The organism is Asanoa hainanensis (assembly GCF_900188485.1).
Lineage (GTDB): Bacteria > Actinomycetota > Actinomycetes > Mycobacteriales > Micromonosporaceae > Asanoa > Asanoa hainanensis.
Genome location: NZ_FZPH01000012.1, coordinates 122,512 through 144,049, shown reverse-complemented (window position 1 = coordinate 144,049; position 21,538 = coordinate 122,512). Strand labels below are relative to the sequence as shown.

General features: G+C 69.4%; 17 protein-coding genes. 9 read left to right on the top strand and 8 right to left on the bottom strand.

The window, feature by feature from the left end; all coding sequences use genetic code 11:
- Positions 1–134 precede the first annotated feature (134 nt).
- A complete protein-coding gene (locus CHC05_RS26615; protein WP_218824694.1) occupies positions 135–1,073 on the bottom strand; it encodes a hypothetical protein in 939 nt (312 codons plus the stop codon).
- A gap of 222 nt (positions 1,074–1,295) precedes the next feature.
- Between CHC05_RS26615 and CHC05_RS26610 the strand changes: the two genes are divergently transcribed.
- The 4 genes from CHC05_RS26610 to CHC05_RS26595 all read left to right on the top strand — a co-directional run bounded on the left by CHC05_RS26610 (position 1,296) and on the right by CHC05_RS26595 (position 5,274).
- The gene (locus CHC05_RS26610; protein ID WP_245871233.1) at positions 1,296–3,077 is read left to right on the top strand and encodes a VanW family protein; all 1,782 of its coding nucleotides are present in this window, start codon (positions 1,296–1,298) and stop codon (positions 3,075–3,077) included.
- A gap of 44 nt (positions 3,078–3,121) precedes the next feature.
- Positions 3,122–4,072, top strand: a complete 951-nt coding sequence (locus CHC05_RS26605; protein ID WP_089253306.1) for an arabinan endo-1,5-alpha-L-arabinosidase — start codon at positions 3,122–3,124, stop codon at positions 4,070–4,072.
- A gap of 107 nt (positions 4,073–4,179) precedes the next feature.
- Entirely contained in the window at positions 4,180–4,809 is a 630-nt protein-coding gene (locus tag CHC05_RS26600) for a DsbA family oxidoreductase (RefSeq protein ID WP_089253305.1), read from the top strand.
- Between the two features lie 15 nt (positions 4,810–4,824).
- Positions 4,825–5,274, top strand: a complete 450-nt coding sequence (locus CHC05_RS26595; protein WP_089253304.1) for a nuclear transport factor 2 family protein — start codon at positions 4,825–4,827, stop codon at positions 5,272–5,274.
- A gap of 3 nt (positions 5,275–5,277) precedes the next feature.
- Here the strand turns inward: CHC05_RS26595 and CHC05_RS26590 are convergent, their stop codons facing one another.
- The gene (locus CHC05_RS26590) at positions 5,278–5,937 is read right to left on the bottom strand and encodes a response regulator (RefSeq protein ID WP_089253303.1); all 660 of its coding nucleotides are present in this window, start codon (positions 5,935–5,937) and stop codon (positions 5,278–5,280) included.
- On the bottom strand, positions 5,934–7,043 hold the full coding sequence (locus tag CHC05_RS26585; protein WP_089253302.1) for a sensor histidine kinase: 1,110 nt from the start codon (positions 7,041–7,043) through the stop codon (positions 5,934–5,936). The genes CHC05_RS26590 and CHC05_RS26585 overlap by 4 nt, the downstream gene beginning before the upstream one ends.
- 178 nt (positions 7,044–7,221) lie before the next feature.
- On the opposite strand from CHC05_RS26585, the gene CHC05_RS26580 reads away from it, so the two are divergent.
- Positions 7,222–7,656, top strand: a complete 435-nt coding sequence (locus CHC05_RS26580) for a DUF6069 family protein (RefSeq protein WP_089253430.1) — start codon at positions 7,222–7,224, stop codon at positions 7,654–7,656.
- A 47-nt stretch (positions 7,657–7,703) separates the two neighbouring features.
- Here the strand turns inward: CHC05_RS26580 and CHC05_RS26575 are convergent, their stop codons facing one another.
- The 5 genes from CHC05_RS26575 to CHC05_RS26555 are packed head-to-tail and all read right to left on the bottom strand — an operon-like array spanning position 7,704 to position 16,662.
- Entirely contained in the window at positions 7,704–8,744 is a 1,041-nt protein-coding gene (locus CHC05_RS26575) for an amidohydrolase family protein (RefSeq protein WP_089253301.1), read from the bottom strand.
- Entirely contained in the window at positions 8,741–10,027 is a 1,287-nt protein-coding gene (melA, locus tag CHC05_RS26570; protein WP_089253300.1) for an alpha-glucosidase/alpha-galactosidase, read from the bottom strand. The genes CHC05_RS26575 and melA overlap by 4 nt, the downstream gene beginning before the upstream one ends.
- A 39-nt stretch (positions 10,028–10,066) precedes the next feature.
- Entirely contained in the window at positions 10,067–12,571 is a 2,505-nt protein-coding gene (locus tag CHC05_RS26565) for a DUF4832 domain-containing protein (protein ID WP_089253299.1), read from the bottom strand.
- A gap of 11 nt (positions 12,572–12,582) precedes the next feature.
- Positions 12,583–15,249: a fibronectin type III domain-containing protein gene (locus tag CHC05_RS26560; protein WP_089253298.1), complete on the bottom strand. Its 2,667-nt coding sequence runs from the start codon at positions 15,247–15,249 to the stop codon at positions 12,583–12,585.
- A 45-nt stretch (positions 15,250–15,294) separates the two neighbouring features.
- Positions 15,295–16,662: a DUF4832 domain-containing protein gene (locus tag CHC05_RS26555; protein ID WP_089253297.1), complete on the bottom strand. Its 1,368-nt coding sequence runs from the start codon at positions 16,660–16,662 to the stop codon at positions 15,295–15,297.
- 129 nt (positions 16,663–16,791) lie between these two features.
- On the opposite strand from CHC05_RS26555, the gene CHC05_RS26550 reads away from it, so the two are divergent.
- The 4 genes from CHC05_RS26550 to CHC05_RS26535 all read left to right on the top strand — a co-directional run bounded on the left by CHC05_RS26550 (position 16,792) and on the right by CHC05_RS26535 (position 21,512).
- Entirely contained in the window at positions 16,792–17,673 is an 882-nt protein-coding gene (locus tag CHC05_RS26550) for a carbohydrate ABC transporter permease (RefSeq protein ID WP_218824693.1), read from the top strand.
- A 9-nt stretch (positions 17,674–17,682) separates the two neighbouring features.
- Positions 17,683–18,570, top strand: coding sequence for a carbohydrate ABC transporter permease (locus CHC05_RS26545; protein ID WP_089253295.1), 888 nt, complete (start codon positions 17,683–17,685; stop codon positions 18,568–18,570).
- Positions 18,571–18,601: 31 nt separating this feature from the next.
- Positions 18,602–19,963, top strand: coding sequence for an ABC transporter substrate-binding protein (locus CHC05_RS26540; protein ID WP_089253294.1), 1,362 nt, complete (start codon positions 18,602–18,604; stop codon positions 19,961–19,963).
- A 61-nt stretch (positions 19,964–20,024) separates the two neighbouring features.
- Entirely contained in the window at positions 20,025–21,512 is a 1,488-nt protein-coding gene (locus tag CHC05_RS26535; RefSeq protein ID WP_089253293.1) for a glycoside hydrolase family 36 protein, read from the top strand.
- Positions 21,513–21,538: the final 26 nt, after the last annotated feature.

Here is a 21,538-nt window from a genome sequence, read left to right as displayed (position 1 = left end):
CTCCCAGGTCGCGTGACCATGGTGCCCCGCGGGCCGCGAGCCAGTAAAGGGGCGTTGATCCTCAGCGATCTCCGACGATTCGCCACAGATGGGGCAGCGCGGGTGGCTCGCGCAGGGTGCCACCCGCGCTGACGTCAGCGAAGGTAGACGGTCGCGTTGACGCGTGGGAAGGAGTCGTAAGGGCTGGCCACGATGTCACCGCGGTTGTTGAGCGCACCCACGTTGACCACCGGCGGCGTCACGCCGAGGTCGGACAGCGAGGTCACCCGACCGTCGCGCCACAACTCCACGCCGCTGGACGTGACCATCAGGACCTCGCCCCGGTCGTTGATGTCGAAGGCGGTCGAGTCGAACGGCCCGATGGCGACGGCCCGGCCTGCCCGCCACAGGTACGCGGTGTTCCGCTCGGCCACGTAGTCGGTCAGGTAGCCGACCACGGTCCCGGCGTTGTTGATGGCCATCGCGGACGTCGTTCGAAGGTCGAGCCGGGTCACCCGGTCGCGACGCAGCAAGGCGGCGGTACTGTTGACGTCGCCGTACCTCTGGAAGCCCGAAATCTGGCCGCGATTGTTGATGTCGTCGGGCACGAAAAGGCCCAGAGAGGTCATCCGGCCGTCCTCCCAGACGAACCCGTGGTTGACGCCGTCCGCGTTCTGGCTGGTGCCGACGACCTGGCCACGATCATTGATCGCGAACGCGTGGCTGAACTGTCCACCGAGGGTCCCGAGATCCCTCATCACCCCGCGCTCCCACAGGACCGCGTGCTGCGTAGCCACGCCGGCGAGCCGGACGTACCCCACCACTTGGCCGCGGTTGTTGATGTCGGTCGCGATCGCCTCCTGTGCCTGGTACTCGCCGCCCGCAGGCACGTCCAGCCGGACGTGCCGTCCGCGCTCCCACACGACCGGGCCACTGTTCTCACCGTCGATCTTGTTGCCGACCACCTGACGCTTGTCGTTGATCGCTACCGCCTGGCCGACGAAGCCCAGATCGACAACCCGGTACGGCCTCGCCGCGCCGGCCTGTGCGGGCGCAGCCGCCATCGAACCCACCAGCGCGGCCACGGTTGCCATGGTCAGAGTCGTTTTCGTACGCAACATCGCTCGTCCTCTCCGGAACTGTTTCGGGAGGCTCGCATCGACCGCAGGCAACATCAGCGCGAGGCCAGGCTCAGGCTAGGCCGGGTCCGCAACAAGGGAACTGAGAGCGGCGGCCCAGCGGCAATCCCGCTAGCATCCCGGCGGGCGCTTGTTCGGGCGTCCGCCGTCCGATCCGTTCCTAGCTCGAGGTGGCGCGTGAGCCAGCACCCGCAAGCCAACGACGCACCGACCGTGCAGTTCCCGGCGCAACGCGTGGGCGAGCCGCGGGCGACCTTCGCGCCGGTGCCCGAGATCGAGCCGCCCGCCCGGCCGCGGCGCCGGCTCTTCATGGTCGGCGGGATCGCGGCGGCCGTGCTGGGCGCGATCGGTGGCGCGGGCGCCTACGCGTACGCCGGTGAAGTGCCCCGTGGCACGTCGGTGCTCGGCATCGACCTCGGCGGCAAGAGCCGGTCCGAGGCGGTGGCCGCGCTCAAGTCCGGGCTGGCCTGGAAGGTGCAGACGCTCGGAGCGCCGGTGCCGGTGCGCCTGGGCGAACAGGCCGCCGAGGTCAACCCGGCCGACGTCGGCCTCGCGGTCGACGTCGAGGCGACCGTGGACGCCGCCATCGGGCGCAGCGCCGACCCGGTCAGCCTGCTGTTCGGCTCGCACGCGCTCGACCCGGTCGTCACCGTCGACGAGGGCAAGCTGCACGACGTGCTGGGCGCGGCGCTCGGCAAGGACGCGCGGGCGATGAAGCTGCCGTCGATCACGTTCTCGGGCACGACCCCGAAGGCGGTCTACCCGGCGCCGGGCCGCGGCCTGCACGCCGAGAAGTCGGCGGACGCGGTGCGCGCCGGCTGGCTCGGTGGCGCACCGGTGGTCGTGCCGATCGTCGAGATCCATCCCGCGACGACGAAGGACGACGTCGACAAGCTGATCGCCGAGTTCGCCCGGCCCGCGGTGGCGGCACCGGTCACCGTCACGACGTCGGAGGGCGACGTGACGGTGCCCCCGACCGCGATCGCCAAGAGCCTGCGCCTGGTCGCGGACAAGGAGGGCCGGATCGAGCCCGCCCTGGACGCGAAGAAGCTGCGCGCCGCGCTCGCCGGCCCGCTCGGCGCGGTCGAGGTGAAGGCCAAAGACGCGCAGGTCTCGATTGTGAGTGGCAAGCCGCGGGTGACCGAGGGCGCCGATGGCCGCCAGGTCGACGTCGGGGCGCTCGCCACCGCGCTGCTGGAGGTGCTGCCGAAGAACGACGGGCGTACGGTCGCCGGCAAGCTCGTGACCGCCAAGCCCGCGACGACGGCGGCCGACATCGCCAAGCTCGGCATCAAGGAACGCGTCTCGACGTTCACCACGAAGTTCACCGGCGGCCTGTCCGCGCCGCGCAGCCAGAACATCGTCCAGGCCGCCAAGGAGGTCGACGGCGCGCTCGTCAAACCGGGTGCCGTGTTCTCGCTCAACGGCCGCACGGGCGAGCGCGGCTACGCGCAGGGCTACCGGAACGCGCCGGTCATCCTGGACGGCAAGCTCGTGCCGGGCGTCGGCGGCGGCACGTCGCAGTTCACGACGACCCTGTTCAACGCGGCGTACTACGCGGGGCTCGAGGACATCGAGCACAAGCCGCACTCGTACTATTTCAGCCGTTATCCCGCGGTCATCGAGTCGACGATCTTCTGGCCGAACCTGGACCTGAAGTTCCGCAACGACACCGACTACGGCGTGGTCATCGACACCTCGTGGACGGCCGACTCGATCACGGTCTCGATGTACAGCACGAAGGTCTGGGACAGCGTGACGACCCAGTACAGCCCGCGGCGGAACATCACCAGCCCGAAGGTGACGAGGCTGCCGGCGGGTCCGACCTGCATCCCGACCAACGGCATCCCGGGCTTCACCCAGGACGCGTTCCGGGTCTTCAAGCAGGCCGGCAAAGAGGTCAAGCGCGAGAAGTTCACCTGGACCTACCTGGCGGAGCCGCGCTTCACCTGCGAGTGAACGAGTCATTGACATTCGTCTATTGTTAACGCGAACATGGCCTCATGGCCTCACTCGCGCACCTCGCCGGCTCGTTCGTCGTCGCGGTCGTCGCTGCCACCAGCGTGACCGCGGCCTACCCCGGCCCGGGGCGGGTGACCGGCGACGTGGCCGTGCACGACCCGGCGATCGTGCGGCGGCCGGGCGGTGGCTACCTGGTCGCGCACACCGGTGACGGCATCAGCCTCAAGACCTCGTCGGACCGCATCGCGTTCCGCAACGCCGGCTCGGCCTTCCCGGGCGGCGCCGCCTGGACGACCACGTACACGGCCGGCAGCCGCAACCTGTGGGCACCGGATCTGACGTACCGCAACGGCCGTTACTGGATGTACTACTCGGCGTCGACGTTCGGCTCGAACCGGTCGGCCATCTTCCTGGCGACGAGCACCACCGGCGCCTCGGGAAGCTGGACGCACGCGGGCCTGGTTATCGAATCCCGCACCTCCGACAATTTCAACGCCATCGACCCGAACCTGGTGGTCGACGCCGCCGGGCGATGGTGGTTGAGCTTCGGCTCGTTCTGGTCGGGGATCAAGATGGTGGCGCTGAACCCGTCGACGGGCCTGCGCTCGGACAACGGCTTATTGAGCGTCGCCGGCCGGGGCGGCGGCGCGATCGAAGCGCCGTTCATCGTGCGGCGCGGCGCGTACTACTACCTCTGGGTGTCCTTCGACCGCTGCTGCCAGGGCGCGTCGAGCACGTACCGCGTGATGGTCGGTCGCTCGACCAACGTCACGGGCCCGTATGCCGACCGCAACGGCGTGGCGATGACCGCGGGCGGCGGCACGCAGGTGCTGGCGGGCCACGACTCCATCCACGGCCCAGGCCACCAGGCGATCCTCGCGGACACAGACGGCGACATCCTCGTCTACCACTACTACGCGAACAACGGCGCGGCGCTACTGGGCATCAACCGCATCGCATACGACAGCGCGGGCTGGCCCTACGTCTATTGAGCGGCGCCTCACGACGCCGTCGTACGCACATGAAAGTGCCTTTTGTAGGCCCTCCGATGCTGACGCACGATGTGGTTACGCACATGTCGTAAGTGTTGGAGAGACTCATGAAGATCGAGATCTGGTCGGACATCGTGTGCCCCTGGTGCGGACTCGCGAACTACCGGCTCGACGAGGCGTTGGCGCGGTTCGACCACCGGGACCAGGTCGAGGTGGTGCACCGGTCGTTCGTCATGGCACCCGATCTGCCCGAGCGCATCACCCAGCGGGAGCTGCTGCGCCGGGTCGGGAAGGTCGGCCAGGCCGCCGAGGACTACATCCGGCCCATCGAGCGCCTGGCCAAGCGCGACGGCTTGCAGCCCTACGAGGTCATGGACCGTGACATGGGCAACACCGAGCTGATCCACGAGTTTCTCGCCTTCGCCGCCGACCACGGCGGCAACACCGTGGCTTGGCGCCGTGCGTTCCGTGACCACTTCGGGAAGGGCCGCACGCTGTTCAGCGTCGACAGCGTCGTCGGGTTCGCGGCCGAGCTCGGCTTCGACGGGGCCGAGGTGCGCCGTGCGCTCACCGAACGGCGGTACCGCGACCGCGTGCGGCAGGACCATCAGGCGGCTCTGCGTCTCGGCGCGGGTGGCGTCCCGTTCACCGTCGTCGACGACCGCTACGGCCTGTACGGCGCACAAGAGATCGACACGTTCCTGCGCGCGATCAAGCAGGCGTGGGACGAGTCATAAGGAGAGAGACCAGCGATGACCACGGAAAGCAGCAAGACCCTCGCTCTGGACTTCCTGCAGCACCATCTGGCCAGCGACCAGTGGATCCTCGACAACGTCCACGACGACTTCGAGATGTCCTACGAGCACGATCCCGGGACCTTCCCCCGCGCCGGCATGCCGCCGTTGTCGAAGGCCAACCTGCGGTCCTTCGGGGAGACCGCCCGCGCCATCTGGGGCACCGGCGAGGGTGCGGTGCGCCAGACCCCCTACGGCCTGGTGATCGCCGAAGGCGACCACGTCGCCGTCCAGGTCTTCGTCACGGGCACCACCCCGGGCGGGAAGCAGCTCAACAACCGGACCGCGTTCTTCTTCGAGATCAAGGACGGCCAGGTCCACCGGGTACGGCTGCACGAGGACACCGCGTACATCATGAAGAACTGGGGTGACGAGGTCGAAGACCTCGACGACAACCGCGTCGAGTAGCGGTCACGCGCCCGGTCGCACCAGGCCGGTCTCGTAGGCGAGCACCGCCGCCTGGACCCGGTCGCGGAGGTCGAGTTTCGTCAGGATCGCCGAGATGTGGGTCTTGACCGTGGCCTGGGTGAGGAAGAGGCGCTCGGCGATCTCGGCGTTGGTCATCGCCCGCGCGACCAGCGTCAGCACCTCGACCTCCCGGGCGGTCAACGCTTCGAGCCGCCGGTCCGGCCCCGACCGGGCCGGCAGGCCCGTCGCGAAACGGTCGAGCAGGCGCCGGGTCACCGTCGGTGCGAGCAGGGCCTCGCCGCGGGCCACCACCCGCACCGCGTCCGCCAGGTCGGCCGGGCGGATGTCCTTGAGCAGGAAGCCGCTGGCCCCGGCCCGCAACGCCGCGAACACGGGCTCGTCGAGGTCGAACGTGGTGAGCATGACCACCCGGGCCGGGCTGCCCGAGTCGACGATCCGGCGGGTCGCCTCGATGCCGTCGAGCCGGGGCATCCGGACGTCCATCAGCACCACGTCGGGCTTGGTCTCGGCGGCGAGCGCCACCGCTTCCAGGCCGTCGCCGGCCTCGCCGACCACCTCGATGTCGTCGCGGGCGCCGAGGATCATCGCGAAGCCGGCGCGGACCAGCTCCTGGTCGTCGGCGAGCAGGACGGTGACGGTCACGCGGACGCTCCCAGGGGCAGGCTGGCCGAGACACGGAACCCGCCCTCGTGCAGCGGACCGGCGTCGAGGCTACCGCCGACCAGTCGGGCGCGTTCGCGCATGCCGGCCAGGCCCGCGCCGGAACCGCCGGTGAACGCCGCCGGTACGCGGGACGCGCCGGCCGTGCCGTCGTCGGTGATCTCGAGGTGCAGCTCCGCGTCGGTCCAGCGCAGGCGCACCTCGGCCCGGGTCGCACGGGCGTGCCGCAGGGTGTTGGTCAGCGACTCCTGGACGATGCGGTAGACCGACAGGCTCACGTCGGCCGGCACCTCGCGAGCGGGACCGTCCCGGTTGACCGCGACCGGCAGCCCCACCGCGCCCAGCGAGGCGGCGAGGGAGTCGAGCTGGTCGAGGCCCGGCTGCGGCGCCCGCGGCTCCGTGCCGTCCGGCCGCAGGGTCTGCAGCATCGCCCGCAGCTCGCCGAGGGCGGAGCGGCCCGCCTCCTGGATGGTGTCGAGCGCGGCCAGGGCCTGCTCGGGCCGACGGGCGAAGACGTCGGCGGCGGCGCCGGCCTGCACGACCATCAGCGACACGTTGTGCGCGACCACGTCGTGCAGTTCCCGGGCCAGCCGGGCGCGCTCGTCGGAGACGATCCGCCGGCGTTCCTGCTCGCGGCGGATGCAGCGGGACCGGTCCAGCTCGCCCCACGTCCAGCCGAGCAGCGACGCGAACACGGCGATGACCACCTCACGCCAGCCGCCGCCGTCCACCAGCTTCCACGGGGTCAGCGCGACCATCACGCCGAGCGCCCACAGCGAGACCCGCGGTGGCCGGATCCGGGCGAAGGCGATCAGCGGGCCCGCGGCCAGGCCGAGCCAGCCGACCTGCGGCGCGAACGCCTCGACGCCGATGCCCGCCGCGATCGCGAGGGTGATCGCCCACTCGGGCCGCCGGCCGATCAGCAGCACGGACGCGGCCTGCGCGAGCCCGCACGCCAGAGCCGCCGCCGTCGTCAGCGGTGTGGACGGGCCGTCCGGCACCAGCAGGATCAGCACGGTGAGCACGACCGCGACCACGCCGGCCCACACCGCGCCGACCGCCCTCGGGGGAACCCGGGAAGACTTCATGTGTTTCACCGTAGGCGGCCGGCGGCGACGGCTCATCGGCCGCGAGACCGACCCGGCCGCCCGCCCGCATCCGTCCACGGACGGAGATCGGATCCCGTCCCGCGCCCGATCCGGGATGAGGCCCGCACCCCGGACAGTGGTGCCAGACAACGAACGGCACCGATCCGAGGAGAACACCATGACCGCCACGACCAACGCCACCGCCCACACCGCCGCCGAATGCGCCCGTAAGCGCCGCCGGGCCCGTGGCCTAGCCGTGGTGGCGGCCGCCGCGGCCACCTTCACGGTCTGGACGATCGCGGACCCGATCGCCGGCGTCGACCTGATCGTCGACCAGGGCTCAGGCGCCACCACCGTGACGCCGGTGGCCGTCGTCCTCGTGACCGTCCTGGCCGGCCTGGCCGGGTGGGGCCTGCTGGCGGTGCTCGAGCGCTGGACCAAGGGCGGCACGCGGACCTGGACCTTGATCGCCTCGACCGTCCTGGCGTTCTCGCTGCTCGGCCCGATCGGGTCGGGGGTCGGAGCGGGCGCCAAGCTGGCTCTGCTGGCGATGCACCTCGCGACCGGCGCGGTGCTGATCCCCATCATGGCCCGGAGCAACAGAGCCGCCTGACCCGAAAGGCCGCTGGCCCGGTGCGCCCCGCGCGTACCGGGCCAGCCTCATTCGGAAAGCAGCCGCCGCGCGTTGCCGGCATAAACCTGGGACAGCACGTCCGGCGGCAGTCCGACGGCGGAGATGTCCCAGCGGCCCTGCGGCGGGATCGGGCTGCCCGGGGCGTACGGGAAGCATTCGTCCTCGGTCTCGAGGAAGCGCCAGTAGACCTCGTACGCCTCCCGGCCGGGTGGGAAGGCGTCCGAGCCGAACAGGACGCGGTCCGGGTGGGCGAGGATCAGGCGGCGGGTGGCGCGCGGTTGGCGGCCCAGCTCGGCCAGCCGGCCGCCCAGGTCGACGTGGAAGTTGGGATGGCGGGTCAGCATGCCGTCGACCCAGCCGAGGTCCTCGGCCGCGCAGCCGACGTGGGCGCCGATGAACGTCGTGCCCGGCGCGCCCGCCACCACCGTCTCCAGGGCGGTCATCAGGCGATCGAACGTGGGGTAGCCGGGCGCCCCGAACCACCACGACGGGTTCGCCGCGAGCTCCTCCAACCGCTCGTTGCGCTCGTCGAGCGGTTGGAAGAACGCGATCGGGTCCGCGGTGTGGATGAGCACTGGCAGGCCCAGCTCCCCCGCCGCGGCGAACACGTCGGTCAGCCGTGGGTCGTCGGGCAGCACCTTCGCGCCGCTGGCGTCGGTCACGGTCAGCCCGAGGTCCTTCCACACCTTGACGCCGCGGGCGCCGGCGTCGCGGGCGCGCCGCAACGCGGCGATCAGCGCGCCGGTCGGGTCCGGGCCGCGCAGCAGTGACCAGTCGAGGTGGCAGAAGGTCACGAACCGATTCGGGTACGCGTCATCGAGGCGAGCGACGTTGGCGGAGAGCTCGCCGTCCCAACGGCCGTCCAGGTTGACGATCGTGCGGACGTTGACCTCGTCCATCAGGTCGACCAACGCGGGCACGTCCCGCACGAGCCAGTCCCCGTCGCCCAGCCACCGGCCGAGGTGGTTGTGCACGTCGACGGCGGGCACCGCCGCCCGCGGCACGTGGGTCAACGGACGCCGGATGGCCGGCACGGGTGTGTAGTCACGCAGCCGCAGCTCCGTCATGCCCGCAGCCCCTCGGGCAGGAGGTCACCGTGCGCCGCGATCAACGCGTCGCACAGCTCCCAGATCGCGTCGACGGTCAGCGACGCGGACGTGTTCGGGTCGACCATCGCGGCCTGGCGCACGAGCCGCGGATCGCCCCTGAGGGCGGCCTCGACCGTGAGCTCGCCGACACTGACGTAGGGCCGGTTGACCGCGGCGAGCTGCGGCGGCAACAAGCCGACCGGCGACGGGCGGGCACCGGCACCATCCACAGTGGTCGGCACCTCGACCGCGAACCCGGCCGGCAGGTTGCCGATCAGGCCGTCGTTGGCGACGTTGGCGACGATCCGGCGCGGCGTGCCCGTGACCATGCTGTGGATGACCTGGGGCGCGTACTCCGTCGTGTACTTCGTGAGGTCGATCGGGGCGGTGCCGGCGCGGGTCGCGGCGTACTCCGCCAGGTTGGCCTCGCTGACCGCCAGGTACTCCCCCACCGGGATGCGCAGCCGCTCGATCTCCGCGTCGTGGTGCAGGTACCAGGGCACATACTCGGCCGAGTGCTCGCTCGTCTCGGTCGGGTAGTAGCCGAGCCTGCGGTACATATCGACGCGTACGCGCCGGCGCAGTTCGGGATCACGGTCGATGGCCGCGTCGAGCAAGGGATAGAGGTCGACGCCGTCCCGTTCCCAGCGCAGGATCCACGCCTGGTGGTTGACGCCGGCGCTCTCGAACCTGACGTCGTCGAACGGCACGTCGACGATCTCGCAGAGGCCGCGCACGGTCCAGTAGACCGAGTGGCACAGGCCAAGGACGCGCAGCCGCGGTGCGATCCGGGCCAGGTACGTGACGTTCATGGCCATCGGGTTGGTGTAGTTCAGCAGCCACGCGTCCGGACACAGCTCGGCCATGTCGGCGGCGATGCCGGCCAGCACCGGGAACGTCCGCAGGCCCCGAAAGATGCCGCCGATCCCGATGGTGTCGCCGATCGTCTGGCGCAGGCCGAACCGGGCCGGCACGTCGAAGTCGACGCGGGTGGCCGCGTACATGCCGACCTGGATGGAGTTGACGACGAAGTCGGCGCCGTCGAGCGCGGCCCGGCGATCGAGCGTGGCGACGATCGAGGGCCGCACTCCATAGGCGGAAGCGACCCGGCCGGCCAACGCCGAAGCGGTCGCGAGCCGCTCGGGGTCGATGTCGTGCAGCACGATCCGCGCGTCGGCGAGCTCGGGGAAGCCGAGGATGTCGACGAGCAGCTCGCGGGTGAAGACGACGCTGCCCGCGCCGAGGAAAACGATGGTTGTCATTCAGGTCCTCCGAAACGACGCGGGCAGCGCCTGATGTGCCTACTGGAACGAGATGTGGTCGATGGAAATGGTCGAGTTGCCGCCGTACCAGAAGCCCATGGCGAGCTGAGACGGCGAGTTGCGGTTTATCCCGTTGGCCGCCATGGGAATGCGGATGTCCTGATAGCTGGTCGTGATGACCGGGTGGGCACCACCGTCCAGTGTGAAGTCACCGAACACCTTGGTGGAACCGCCGAGTCCGAGGTTGAAGTGGGTTTGCTCCCCACCGGCCGCGCCCTTGACCCGCACGACCAGATACGTCCGCGAGCTCAGGTCGACACCGACGTCGGACCCGAACCAGCCACAGTTGTTGTACCGCAGGCTCAACGCCCCACCCGTGACCACGCCGGCACCACCGCCGTCCAGGAAGCAGTTCCCACCGGTCCACTTACCCAGATCATTGGTGGAGGGGTACGCCGGTGTCCCGTCGAAGTTGTCCAGCACCAGCCCCGTCGGCGGTGGTGGAGTCGCATCGGTGGTGACGGCGACCGCGTTGCTGGCCGCGGACCGGTTCCCGGCCGCGTCCCGCGCCTTCACGGTGTACGAGTAGGCCGTCGAAGCGGTCAGGCCCGTGTCGGTGAACGACGTCCCGGTCGGACTGCCCACCAACGTCGAACCCCGGAACACCTCATAGCCCGTCACGCCGACGTTGTCCGTGGAAGCCGTCCACGACAACGACACCGTGGTGTCCGTCTTGCTGGGCGACGAAAGGGTGGGCGCACTCGGCGCCGTGCAGTCACCCGAACACCCGCTCGTGGTCCCCGACACCGTGGAAGACAAACCGGACTGATTGCCCGCCGCGTCGACCGCCCGCACCTGGTACTGATACGTCTGCCCCGGCGAACGACCGGTGTCCGTGAACGACGTGCCCGTCGGAGAACCGGCCAGCACACCGTTCCGCCACACCTGATAGCCCGTCACACCCACGTTGTCCGTGGACGCCGACCACGACAGCGACACGCTCGTGTTCGTCACCCCCGACACCGCCAGCCCCGACGGCACCGACGGCGCCGTGCAGTCACCGGTGCACGACCCGACGGTCACCGCGTTGGCCAGGACGTTGTAGCCCTTGGTCGCGTCCCAGGTGCCGGTGTTGGCCAGCCGCACCGAGTAGGCCGGCCGGTTCTGCAACGCGGCGACGGGGTCGGGCAGCCACAGCGCCAACTTGTACGAGCCGGCCACCACGCCACCCGGAACGGTGACGCTGGAGGTGACCGTGCTCGCGCCGGCCAGCCAGGTGCGCGGGTCGACGCCGGTCAGCGGCAGGTTGTAGCGCTGCGTACCGTTGTCCAGCACGAGATAGACCGGCCGCGTCTTGACGAGCCCGGACCACCCGTCGTTGGACAGGTGCGCGGTGAAGCTCAGGCCGGCACCGAGCGCGACCGTGGTCGGGAACGTCGCGTCCAGCAGCCTGAGCCGATAGCCGAGCTTGCGCTTGATCCGCGTGAAGCAGGTCTCGGCCGGGTCGTTGCCGCTCGCCGCGAGGTTGGCCGCCTTCCACTTGTCGGTGTTGACGGCGGCGTAGTCCTCGTTGATCTCCGTGAAGTTCAGCTTCAACATCTCGGATTGCGCGTTGACGCACGCGGCGTCGTTGTAGCCGTCGGCGCCGCACGTCTCGCCGCCGACCATCTTGTTGAGCCCGCCGGAGGTGGCCAGGTCGTACATCCACTGCTTCTTCTGCTCGATGTAGTACCAGCCCATCCAGGACGGGTTGTCGTAGGTGCCCATGTCGTTGTAGTCGGCCAGGAAGCAGTCGTTGTGGAAGCCGATCCGGTCCTTCTGCGCCTGGGTCAGGTCGCACCCGCCCGGCACCACGCAGGACGTGGGGTCGACCACCTCCTTGATGTAGATGGGATAGCGCATCGCGAGGGGGATCGTGGCCGGGGTGGTGTCGGCGATCCGCTTCATGATGCGGTAGCGGGCCGGCGCCTCCTCGACCGACGACGGGTTGGTCAGCCCGCCGGTGTGCCACTCGCCCCACGCGCCGAGGTAGCCGGTCTCCAGGTGCAGGACCACGTCGGCGTTGGCGGTGATGACGGCGTTGAGCTGGCTGATGTGCGAGAGAATCTGCGCCTCGTCGACGCTGACGTAGCCGTCCCAGGTGTACGCGGGCCGCAGCACGATCTTCATGCCGGCCGCCCGGACCGCCGCGAGGCCCGACGCCAGGTTGTCGAGCAGCGCCTGCGGCAGGGCCTGCGTCTTGTACTTGTCGAGGTGGACGTAGCTGTGGATCAGCGTGTTGCCGTTGTTCCTGGCCCGGGTGAACGTCCGGTCGAGCAGGTCCGGGTTGAAACCGGGGATGCTGGAGGCGTTGACGTAGTCGTTGACCGCCGGGTCGTTGATGATCTCGTAGCGGTTGTGGTAGCCGCGCTCCGGGTTGGCGAACGCGGTGGCCAGGTCGGCCTGGTAGGTGACGGTGGCCGCCTGGGCCGGCGCGGCACCGACCGCCACCGACGCCGCGACCACGGTCGCCACGGTCAGCACCCGCAGGGTGCGAGCGAACATGATGCTCTCCCCTACTCGAAGCTGATGTGGTCGATGGAGATGGTGGAGTTGCCGCCGTACCAGAAGCCCATCGCGAGCTGCGACGGCGAGTTGCGGTTGATCCCGTTGGTCGCCATCGGGATGCGGATGTCCTGATAGCTGGTCGTGATGACCGGGTGGGCACCACCGTCCAACGTGAAGTCGCCGAACACCTTCGTCGACCCACCGAGACCGAGGTTGAAGTGGGTTTGCTCCCCACCGGCAGCACCCTTGACCCGCACGACCAGATACGTCCGCGAGCTCAGGTCCACACCGACGTCGGAGCCGAACCAGCCGCAGTTGTTGTAGCGCAGGCTCAACGCCCCGCCGGACACCGCGCCCGAGCCACCGCCGTCGAGGAAGCAGTTGCCGCCGGTCCACTTGCCCAGATCGTTCAGGGCCGCCGACGGGTACGCCGGTGTCCCGTCGAAGTTGTCCAGCACGAGGCCGGTCGGCGGTGGCGTCCCGGCATTCGTCGTCACCGTGACGGTATTGCTGGCCGCGGACCGGTTCCCGGCCGCGTCCCGCGCCTTCACGGTGTACGAATATGCCGTCGAAGCCGTCAATCCCGTGTCGGTGAACGACGTCCCCGTCGGACTGCCCACCAACGTCGAACCCCGGAACACCTCATAACCCGTCACGCCAACGTTGTCCGTCGACGCGGTCCACGACAACGAGACCGTGGTGTCCGTCTTGCTGGGCGACGAAAGGGTGGGCGCACTCGGTGCGGTGCAGTCACCCGAGCAGCCGCTCGTGGTCCCCGACACCGTGGAAGACAAACCGGACTGGTTGCCCGCAGCGTCGACCGCCCGCACCTGGTACTGATACGTCTGCCCCGGCGAACGACCGGTGTCGGTGAACGACGTGCCTGTCGGCGAACCGGCCAGCACACCGTTGCGCAACACCTGGTAGCCCGTCACACCGACGTTGTCCGTGGACGCCGACCACGACAGGGACACGCTCGTGTTCGTCACCCCGGTCACCGCGAGCCCGGACGGCACCGACGGCGCCGTGCAGTCACCCGTACACCCGCCGGTGGTCATGTTGCCGAGGTTGACCCAGCCGTCCGTGCCCTGGTTGGCGTTGGCGAACGAGAGCGGCAGGGCCGGGCGCCACTGGTCGATGATCCAGTCGGTCAGCCGGCTGGCGGCCGGCCGCGCCCGCAGCACCTCGGGTGTCACGGTCTCGAGGGGGTTGCGGACCTTCAACACGAGGCTGTACGAGCCCGCGGGCACGCCGGCCGTGCTGAGGTTCGCGGAGAAGTTGACCGGGCGGCCGAAGTCGAGATAGGTCGGGTTGCCGCCCACGTTCCAGTCGGGGAACGCCCGGATCCGCAGCGGCTGCACCTGCCGCAGGTCCCAGTTGGTGTCCCAGGTCTTGACGATCGCCCCGGACGCGTTGCGCAGGCCGATGACCGTCGTCCACGGGTAGTAGAACGGCGCCACGCCGTTGTTCTGCATGGTGACGCCGACCTTGAACGTGCCCGAGGCGCTGCTGTTGAAGTTGGCCTGCGGGATGTGCAGGTTGTAGCCCATCTTGCGGACGCCCGCGGCCACGTTCGCGTCGCCGGTGCTGTAGCCGCCGGCGCCGGTCTGGTTGATCATCCAGCTGATGTGGGTGAGCTCGGTCGCGGCGAGCACGTCGTCGACCTGGCCCGAGCCGCCCGGCCAGTTGGCGTACAGGCTGCCCTGGATCTCGGGCCGGGCCTCGCCGCCGATCGACTGGGTGACCCACCGGTTCTCGGTGCCGGTGTTGAGCTGCAGCTGGAGGAACGCGTCGTCCCAGCCGTTCATCGAGACGGGCAGGGTCATCCCCTTCAGCGCGTTGCCGCGCCACTCCTTGTACGGCCAGGAGTCGTCGTGGAAGCCGATGTTCGCGTTCTCGGTGCCGGCCAGCGGGTAGCGGACCTCGAGCTGGATGTTGTTGAACGCGGTGTCGAACGCGCCCATCAGGGTGCGGATGGTGGTGTCGGTCGGCATCAGGTTGGGGTAGCCGTCAGCGGTGTCGCGGTCGTAGGGCCAGGTGTGCCACTCACCCCAGAGACCGACGAGGCCCATCGTCATGAAGCCGATGCGCGGGTCCGCCGTGCCACCCGGGCCGGCCCGGTCGTAGCGGTTCGCGAAGGCGTTGATGAAGCTGGTGAGCGCCGCGATGACGTCGGGGTCGTCGTAGTCCGGGCTGACGGTGCCCCAGAAACCGTTGGTACGCAACGCCATCTTGCCGTTCAGGCACGGCGGGATGCCGTTGCCGGGGTGGGTGCCGCTGCCGCCGGGATACTCGACGTAGAACCGGAAGGCGACCTGCCGGCCCCAGACGGCGGCCTCGTCGAGCGCCTTCTCGAAGACGCTCCAGTCGAAGACCGAGCAGCTCGTGGGGTCCTTCATCACCTCGTTGAGTGCGAAGTAGCTCCAGACGAGGCCCCCGGGATACTTCGCGCCCAGGTTGTCGCCCGGGAACAGGTAGGGGGCGAAGCCCTTGAGCGGCTGCCCGAGCGGGGCGTCGGCGTAGGTGTAGGAGTGGGTGGTCAGGCTCGTGTCGGGTCCGGGGCCGGCCGGCGGGCGGGACGGTGGGCCCGCCGGCGCGGCGACCGCGGTGCTCGACGCCAGCACCAGGGTGAGCACCGCGGCGCTGGTGACGAACAACTTGCGTAGTGATGCCATGAACCGTGTTCCCTTCGGGACGGAGTTAGGAACAGGTGCGTGCCGTCAGCGGGTCGTGACGGCACCGAGGTGGAGCCAGCCGGACTCGTTGTCCTGGCTGGTGTTCGCGAAGCGCAACGGGATGCCGCCGCGCAGCGGGTTGGGGACGCGCAGGACGATGTCGTAGCTGCCCCGGCGCAGGCCACGGGTGTCGATCCGGGCCGACTTCAGCGTGGGGGCCCCGCCGGGCTGGATGCCCGTCATCGACCAGTTGGTGTGCCAGCGTTTGACGACGCGGCCCCGGCTGTCGAGGGCGGCGAGCTCGGCGGGCCAGTCGTAGTAGAACGGCGCGGCGCCGCGGTTGGCCACCTTCACGGACACGCGGTCACGGGACACCGCCGCCGCGGTGACGGTCAGCTCGTAGCCCAACGAGCGGGACGCGGCCAGGGCGCGGGCCTTGTTGTCGCCCGAGTAGCCGGCGCCGGCGAACGCGGCGTGGTTGATGAGCCAGGACGCGTGGGTCTGGGCCACGGACTCGGCGTAGTCCTCGTACTGGCCGCAGCTGACCGGCTGGTCCCACAGGCACGACTGGATCTCGGGCCTCAGCTCGCCGCCGATGGGCTCGTCGCGCCACTTCTCGGTCACGCCCTGGTCGATCAGGCGCTGCACGAAGTGCCAGGACTGGTTGGGCAGGGTCTCGAAGGCGAACGAGTCGTCGTGGTAGCCGATGCCGAGGGTCTTGTTCTCCGGGCTCGGATAGCGGGCCAGCAGCCGGGTCTCGTCGAACGCGGTCTCGTAGCGGCTCAGGACGCGGGTCAGCACGTCGGTGCCGGGCATCCAGTTCTCCGGCTGGGTCCAGCCGTCGTACGGCCAGGTGTGCCACTCGCCCCAGAAGCCGACCAGGCCCAGCGTGATGAACCCGATCCGCGGGTCACCGTCGTACCGCCGGCCCAGGGCGCCGATAAAGCTCTCCAGCGCGGAGACCAGCCGCGGGTCGGTGTAGTCCGGCGAGACGCTGACGCCGTTGTTGCCGAAGTCGGGGTACGGGCGGGTGAGCAGGCCCTGGTCGAGCAGGTACTGCGGGATGCCGGTCGGCTTGCCCGGATAGTCGAGGTAGAAGCGGAACACGGCCTGGTGGCCGCGCGACGCGATGTCGTCGAGCTGCTGTTCGAGGGCGGCCCAGTTGAACTGCTTCGGGCCGGTCATCACGTCGCGCAGCGGCAGGTAGAACCACTCCATGCTGTACGGGAAGGTCTCGTAGCTGCCGGCGTACGGCAGGAATCCCTTGAGCGGGTTGTCGGCTGGCGCGGGCGCGTAGGCCAGCGGCGTCCACTGTGGATGAGACGACGGCGGGTGGGCCACGGCGGGGGTGCCCGAGGCGACCACCAGGGCCGCGAGCAGGGCTATCGACAGGCGCAGGGCACGGCGGATCATGATCGCTCGGCCTCCTCGGCGGTTTCTGAAGTAATACGAAGAGGTGTTGACAAAATTTCGAAGGTCTACATCATTATTCGAGAACGGGGCGGCTGGCAAGAGCCAACCGAGATGGATCAGAGGCGATCTATGAAGACGACGAAACGGCGCGACGACCGTCGTGCGGCGTGGTGGTTCCTGTTACCGGTGCTGGTGGGCTTCGCCGTCTTCTACGGCTACCCGGCGATCCGCGGGCTCTGGTACTCGGTCACCGACTACACGATGCTCAACCAGCCCTCGTTCGTGGGCGCGGACAACTACACGGAGCTCGCCCAGGACGGCCAGTTCTGGCACTCGCTGCTGGTCACCGTCTGGTACGTGGTCCTCAACATCGGCTCACAGACGCTGCTCGCGCTGGGTGTCGCGTCGCTCATGCACCGGCTGACCCGCTCGACGGTGCTGCGGGCGGCGTTGCTGCTGCCATGGCTCGTACCCAACGTCACCGTGGGCCTGCTCTGGATGTGGCTGTTGGACACCAACCTCGGGTTCGTCAACAACCTGCTCACCTCGCTCGGGGTCGGCCCGGTCGGGTTCTTCACCGACGCGGCCTGGGCGATGCCGACGGTCGCGGCCATCAACACCTGGGCCTACACCGGGTACACGGCGCTGCTGCTCTACGCCGGGATGCTGCAGATACCGCAGTACCTCTACGAGAGCGCCGCGATCGACGGCGCCAACGAGTGGCGGATGTTCCGGCGGATCACGCTGCCGCTGCTGCGCCCGGTCCTGGCGCTGGTGCTCGTGGTCTCGCTGATCGGGTCGTTCCAGATCTTCGACACGATCGCGGTCACCACGTTCGGCGGCCCGGTCTCGGCGACCCGGGTCATCTACTACTTCATCTACGAGCAGGCGTTCCGCTACTTCCACATGGGCTATGCCGCCGCGGCGGCGATCTGCCTCGCGCTGATCCTCGGCGTGCTCACCGCGATCCAGATGCGCCTGCTCCGCGCGTCCCGCTCGGACCTGGCGTAGGGGGCCGGCATGCGTACTCGTCGAAAGCTCACCACCGGCCGGGTCGTCGCCTGGATCGCGATGATCACGTTCGTCGTGGTCACGGTCTTCCCGTTCTGGTGGATGGTCCGCACCGCGCTGACCCCCGCCGCCGACCTCTTCACCGACAACTCCTCGCTGCTGCCGCACGACCCGACGTTCATCAACTTCCTGCGGGTGCTGGGCCTGACCACCGAGGCCGAGGCCCGCGCCGCCGGCGGCTCCGGCGCGAAGATCGACTTCGCCCGCTACCTGCTCAACTCGATCATCTACTGCGGACTGATCGCGGGCTGCCAGACGCTGTTCTGCGCGATGGCCGGATACGCCTTCGCCCGGCTGCGTTTCCCGGGCCGCGACGCGGTCTTCGCGATCCTGATCGCCGCCCTGATGGTCCCGCCGATTTTCACGCTGCTGCCCAACTTCATCCTGGTCAAGGACCTCGGCCTGATCAACACGATGGCCGGCATGGTCGCTCCCACGATCCTGATGACGCCGTTCGCGGTGTTCTTCCTGCGCCAGTTCTTCCTGTCGCTCCCCCGCGACGTGGAGGAGGCGGCGATCCTCGACGGCAACGGCCCGTGGGGCATCTTCTGGCGCATCGCGCTGCCGATGAGCCGCGGCCCCCTGATCACCATCGGGCTCACCACGATCGTCTGGGCCTGGAAGGACTTCCTCTGGCCGCTGCTGGTCGGCCGGGGCGAGGAGAACCGGCTCGTCACCGTGGCGCTCGGCGTGTTCCGCCAGCAGTCGCCCAACACCACACCCGACTGGACCGGCCTGATGGCCGCCTCGACGTTGTCGGTCCTGCCGGTCCTGATCCTGCTGATCTTCATGGGCAAGCGCCTGGTCCAGTCACTGAACTTCACCGGTAGCAAGTAACCCCTTTCCCCCGCAGAGAGAGAAGGACGAGATGATCCGCAGATCACGCGCCGGGACAGCGCTGCTGTCCTTGGCGATGGCCGCCGGCCTGGCCGGCCTGGCCGCCTGCAGCAGCGACGACTCCGGCGACGAGGCCGGCGGCGCCGTGACGCTCGACTACTGGCTGTGGGACGACAACCAGAAGGCGTCGTACCAGGCCTGTGCCGACGCGTTCAAGACCGCGAACCCGAACATCACGATCCGGATCACGCAGTCGGCCTGGGACCAGTACTGGCAGAACCTGACCACCCAGCTCGCGGCCGGCGAGGCGCCCGACGTGTGGACCAACCAGGGCTCGTACTACCCGCAGTTCGTCACCTCGGGCCAGATCCTCGACCTCCAGCCGTACGTCGACGCCGACAAGATCGACCTGTCCCAGTACCAGGGCGGCCTGGCTGACCTGTTCACCAAGGACGGCGCCCGTTACGGGCTCCCGAAGGACTGGGACACCATGGCCCTGGTCTTCAACACCGAGCACCTCAAGGCGCAGGGCGTCGACGCGGCGAGCCTGAAGGACCTGACCTGGAACCCCACCGACGGGGGTACGTTCGAGCAGCTCATCGCCAAGGCCACGGTGGACGCCAACGGCAAGAACGGCCTGGACCCCGCGTTCGACAAGTCGAAGGTCAAGACGTTCGGCTTCCTGCCCGAGTTCAAGGACGGCTCGCAGGGCCAGAACGGCTGGGGCAACTTCGCCGCCTCGCTCGGCTTCACGTACCTCGACAAGAACCCGTGGGGCACGCAGTACAAGTACGACGACCCGCGGCTGGCCCAGGTGATCGACTGGTACAAGTCACTGATCGCCAAGGGCTACAGCCCCGCGCTGGACAAGGCCTCCACGCTCACCAACGACGCGCTGATGAACGCGGGCAAGGGCGCCATCACGATCACCGGCTCCTGGATGATCAACAGCTACCTCGGTGACACCGCGAAGCTGAAGTTCGCGTTCGCGCCGCTGCCGGCCGGTCCGCAGGGCCGCAAGTCGGCGATCAACGGCCTCTCGGACGCGATCTGGACGGGCACCGAGCACAAGGACGAGGCCTGGAAGTGGGTCAAGTTCCTCGCCTCCCCCGACTGCCAGAACATCGTCGGCGGCAACGCGGTGGTCTTCCCGGCCATCAAGGACGCCAGCGAGAAGGCGTTGGAGGCCCACAAGAGCAAGGGCCGCGACGTGCAGGCGTTCATCGACGAGGCCGCGGCACCCGGCGGCACCTTCTTCCTGCCGATCACCGACCACGGCAGCGAGGTCAGCCAGATCGTGCAGGACGCCATCCAGTCGGCCGTGCTCGGCCAGACCGACTCGGCCTCCGCGATGAAGAAGGCCAACGACCAGGTCAACCAGCTCTTCAAGTAGCCCAACCCGGTGCGGCGGGGCCCTGCTCCGCCGCACCTCTCTCACATCGCCGAGGAGAACAATGGCACTGCTGATCGAGCTGGCCGGGCGTACCTTCGCCCTCGAACACGACGGCACCGGCAGCCCGCAAGCAGCCGACGGGGGTCTGATCCTCCCGCCCGGACGCGTCGCCTTGTTGCACGGACTGGGTGACGCCCTGTTCTACCGGCACGGCCAGAACTCCTGGAGCCCCTGTGGCTGGCGGCGGCTGAGCGAGCCACCGCTGCGCATCGCCAACCCGCAACGGCGGGTCACGGCCGACGACGACGTCTGGGACGACCCGGCCCGGCACCACTCCTCCGCCGTGGCGGCGCTCGACACCGGCGACGGCAACGTCCTGCTGCTGGGCGCGCTCGGCCTGGGCACTCCCCGCCTGACGGCCGACCGCGACACCCTGGCCGGCTGGTACGAGCGCGGCGCCGCACCGTGGTTCGCCGCCTACGGGCCCGAGGACGAGGTGTTCGCCGCGTACACGCGGCACCTGGCGGAGCGGCTCGGCAGCAGCACCCGCCGGGCGGGCAACGTCTGGTGCTCCTGGTACGCGTACTACGAGACCATCACCGAACAGCAGCTCGCCAAGGACATCACCGACCTGCGCGGCCTGCCGTTCGACGTCGTGCAGGTCGACGACGGCTGGGAGCGCCTGGTCGGCGACTGGCAGCCCAACCACAAGTTCCCGTCGGGCATGCGGGCGCTGGTCGACCGGATCACCGACGTCGGGATGGTGGCCGGGCTGTGGCTCGCGCCGTTCATCGCGCTCCCCACGGCGGGCGTGCCGCGGTCACTCCTGCTGCGCGACGACCGGGGCGACCTGGTGATCGCCGGGCACAACTGGGGCACGGGTTACCACGCCCTGGACCTCTCGCGCCCGGACGCGCTCGACTATCTCGGGTCGCTGATCCACCGTGTGGTCCACGAGTGGGGTTTCCGCTATCTCAAGCTCGACTTCATCAATGCCGGAGCGGTGCCAGGAGTACGTGTCGACGACGCCGAGCGGGAACAGACGTACCGCGACGCCCTGGCCCTCGTGCGCCAGGTCGCCGGCGACGACGTCTACCTGCTCGGCAGCGGCGCGATCCTGCTGCCGTCGCTGGGCATCCTCGACGGGCTGCGCAGCGGACCGGACGTGGCGCCGATGTGGCAGAACTACGCCAGCGACGACCCGTCCGACGCGATGGCCCGCAATGCCGTCGTCAACACGATGCACCGCCTGTGGCACCAGCCGCTGGTCGAGGTCGACCCGGACGTGATCTATTTCCGGAGCCGGCTCAACCTGCTCACCGACCAGCAGCTCGCGTGGCTGCGGGACCTGGCCGACGTGAGCCGGTTCCGGGCGGTGTCGGACCCGCCGTCGTGGTTGACGCCGGGCGAGCTCGACGACATGAAGACGTATCTGTCGACGCGTCCGGACGTCCGGCGGCTCGGTCGCTACGAGTTCACGATCGACGGGCGGGTCGCGGACTTCACCGGCGCCGTCAGCCCGGCGGCGGCCGCGTACCCCATTTCGTGAGGCTTGCTATTTTGTAAAGGTCAAAG

Bases quoted from the DNA above. Each gene is read 5' to 3' on its own strand.
- CHC05_RS26595 (WP_089253304.1), top strand. From the start codon at position 4,825: ATGACCACGGAAAGCAGCAAGACCCTCGCTCTGGACTTCCTGCAGCAC.
- CHC05_RS26545 (WP_089253295.1), top strand. From the start codon at position 17,683: ATGCGTACTCGTCGAAAGCTCACCACCGGCCGGGTCGTCGCCTGGATC.
- CHC05_RS26550 (WP_218824693.1), top strand. From the start codon at position 16,792: ATGAAGACGACGAAACGGCGCGACGACCGTCGTGCGGCGTGGTGGTTC.
- CHC05_RS26580 (WP_089253430.1), top strand. From the start codon at position 7,222: ATGACCGCCACGACCAACGCCACCGCCCACACCGCCGCCGAATGCGCC.
- CHC05_RS26615 (WP_218824694.1), bottom strand. From the start codon at position 1,073: ATGGCAACCGTGGCCGCGCTGGTGGGTTCGATGGCGGCTGCGCCCGCA.
- CHC05_RS26605 (WP_089253306.1), top strand. From the start codon at position 3,122: ATGGCCTCACTCGCGCACCTCGCCGGCTCGTTCGTCGTCGCGGTCGTC.
- CHC05_RS26555 (WP_089253297.1), bottom strand. From the start codon at position 16,662: ATGATCCGCCGTGCCCTGCGCCTGTCGATAGCCCTGCTCGCGGCCCTG.
- CHC05_RS26585 (WP_089253302.1), bottom strand. From the start codon at position 7,043: ATGAAGTCTTCCCGGGTTCCCCCGAGGGCGGTCGGCGCGGTGTGGGCC.
- CHC05_RS26540 (WP_089253294.1), top strand. From the start codon at position 18,602: ATGATCCGCAGATCACGCGCCGGGACAGCGCTGCTGTCCTTGGCGATG.
- melA (WP_089253300.1), bottom strand. From the start codon at position 10,027: ATGACAACCATCGTTTTCCTCGGCGCGGGCAGCGTCGTCTTCACCCGC.
- CHC05_RS26600 (WP_089253305.1), top strand. From the start codon at position 4,180: ATGAAGATCGAGATCTGGTCGGACATCGTGTGCCCCTGGTGCGGACTC.
- CHC05_RS26560 (WP_089253298.1), bottom strand. From the start codon at position 15,249: ATGGCATCACTACGCAAGTTGTTCGTCACCAGCGCCGCGGTGCTCACC.
- CHC05_RS26575 (WP_089253301.1), bottom strand. From the start codon at position 8,744: ATGACGGAGCTGCGGCTGCGTGACTACACACCCGTGCCGGCCATCCGG.
- CHC05_RS26565 (WP_089253299.1), bottom strand. From the start codon at position 12,571: ATGTTCGCTCGCACCCTGCGGGTGCTGACCGTGGCGACCGTGGTCGCG.
- CHC05_RS26535 (WP_089253293.1), top strand. From the start codon at position 20,025: ATGGCACTGCTGATCGAGCTGGCCGGGCGTACCTTCGCCCTCGAACAC.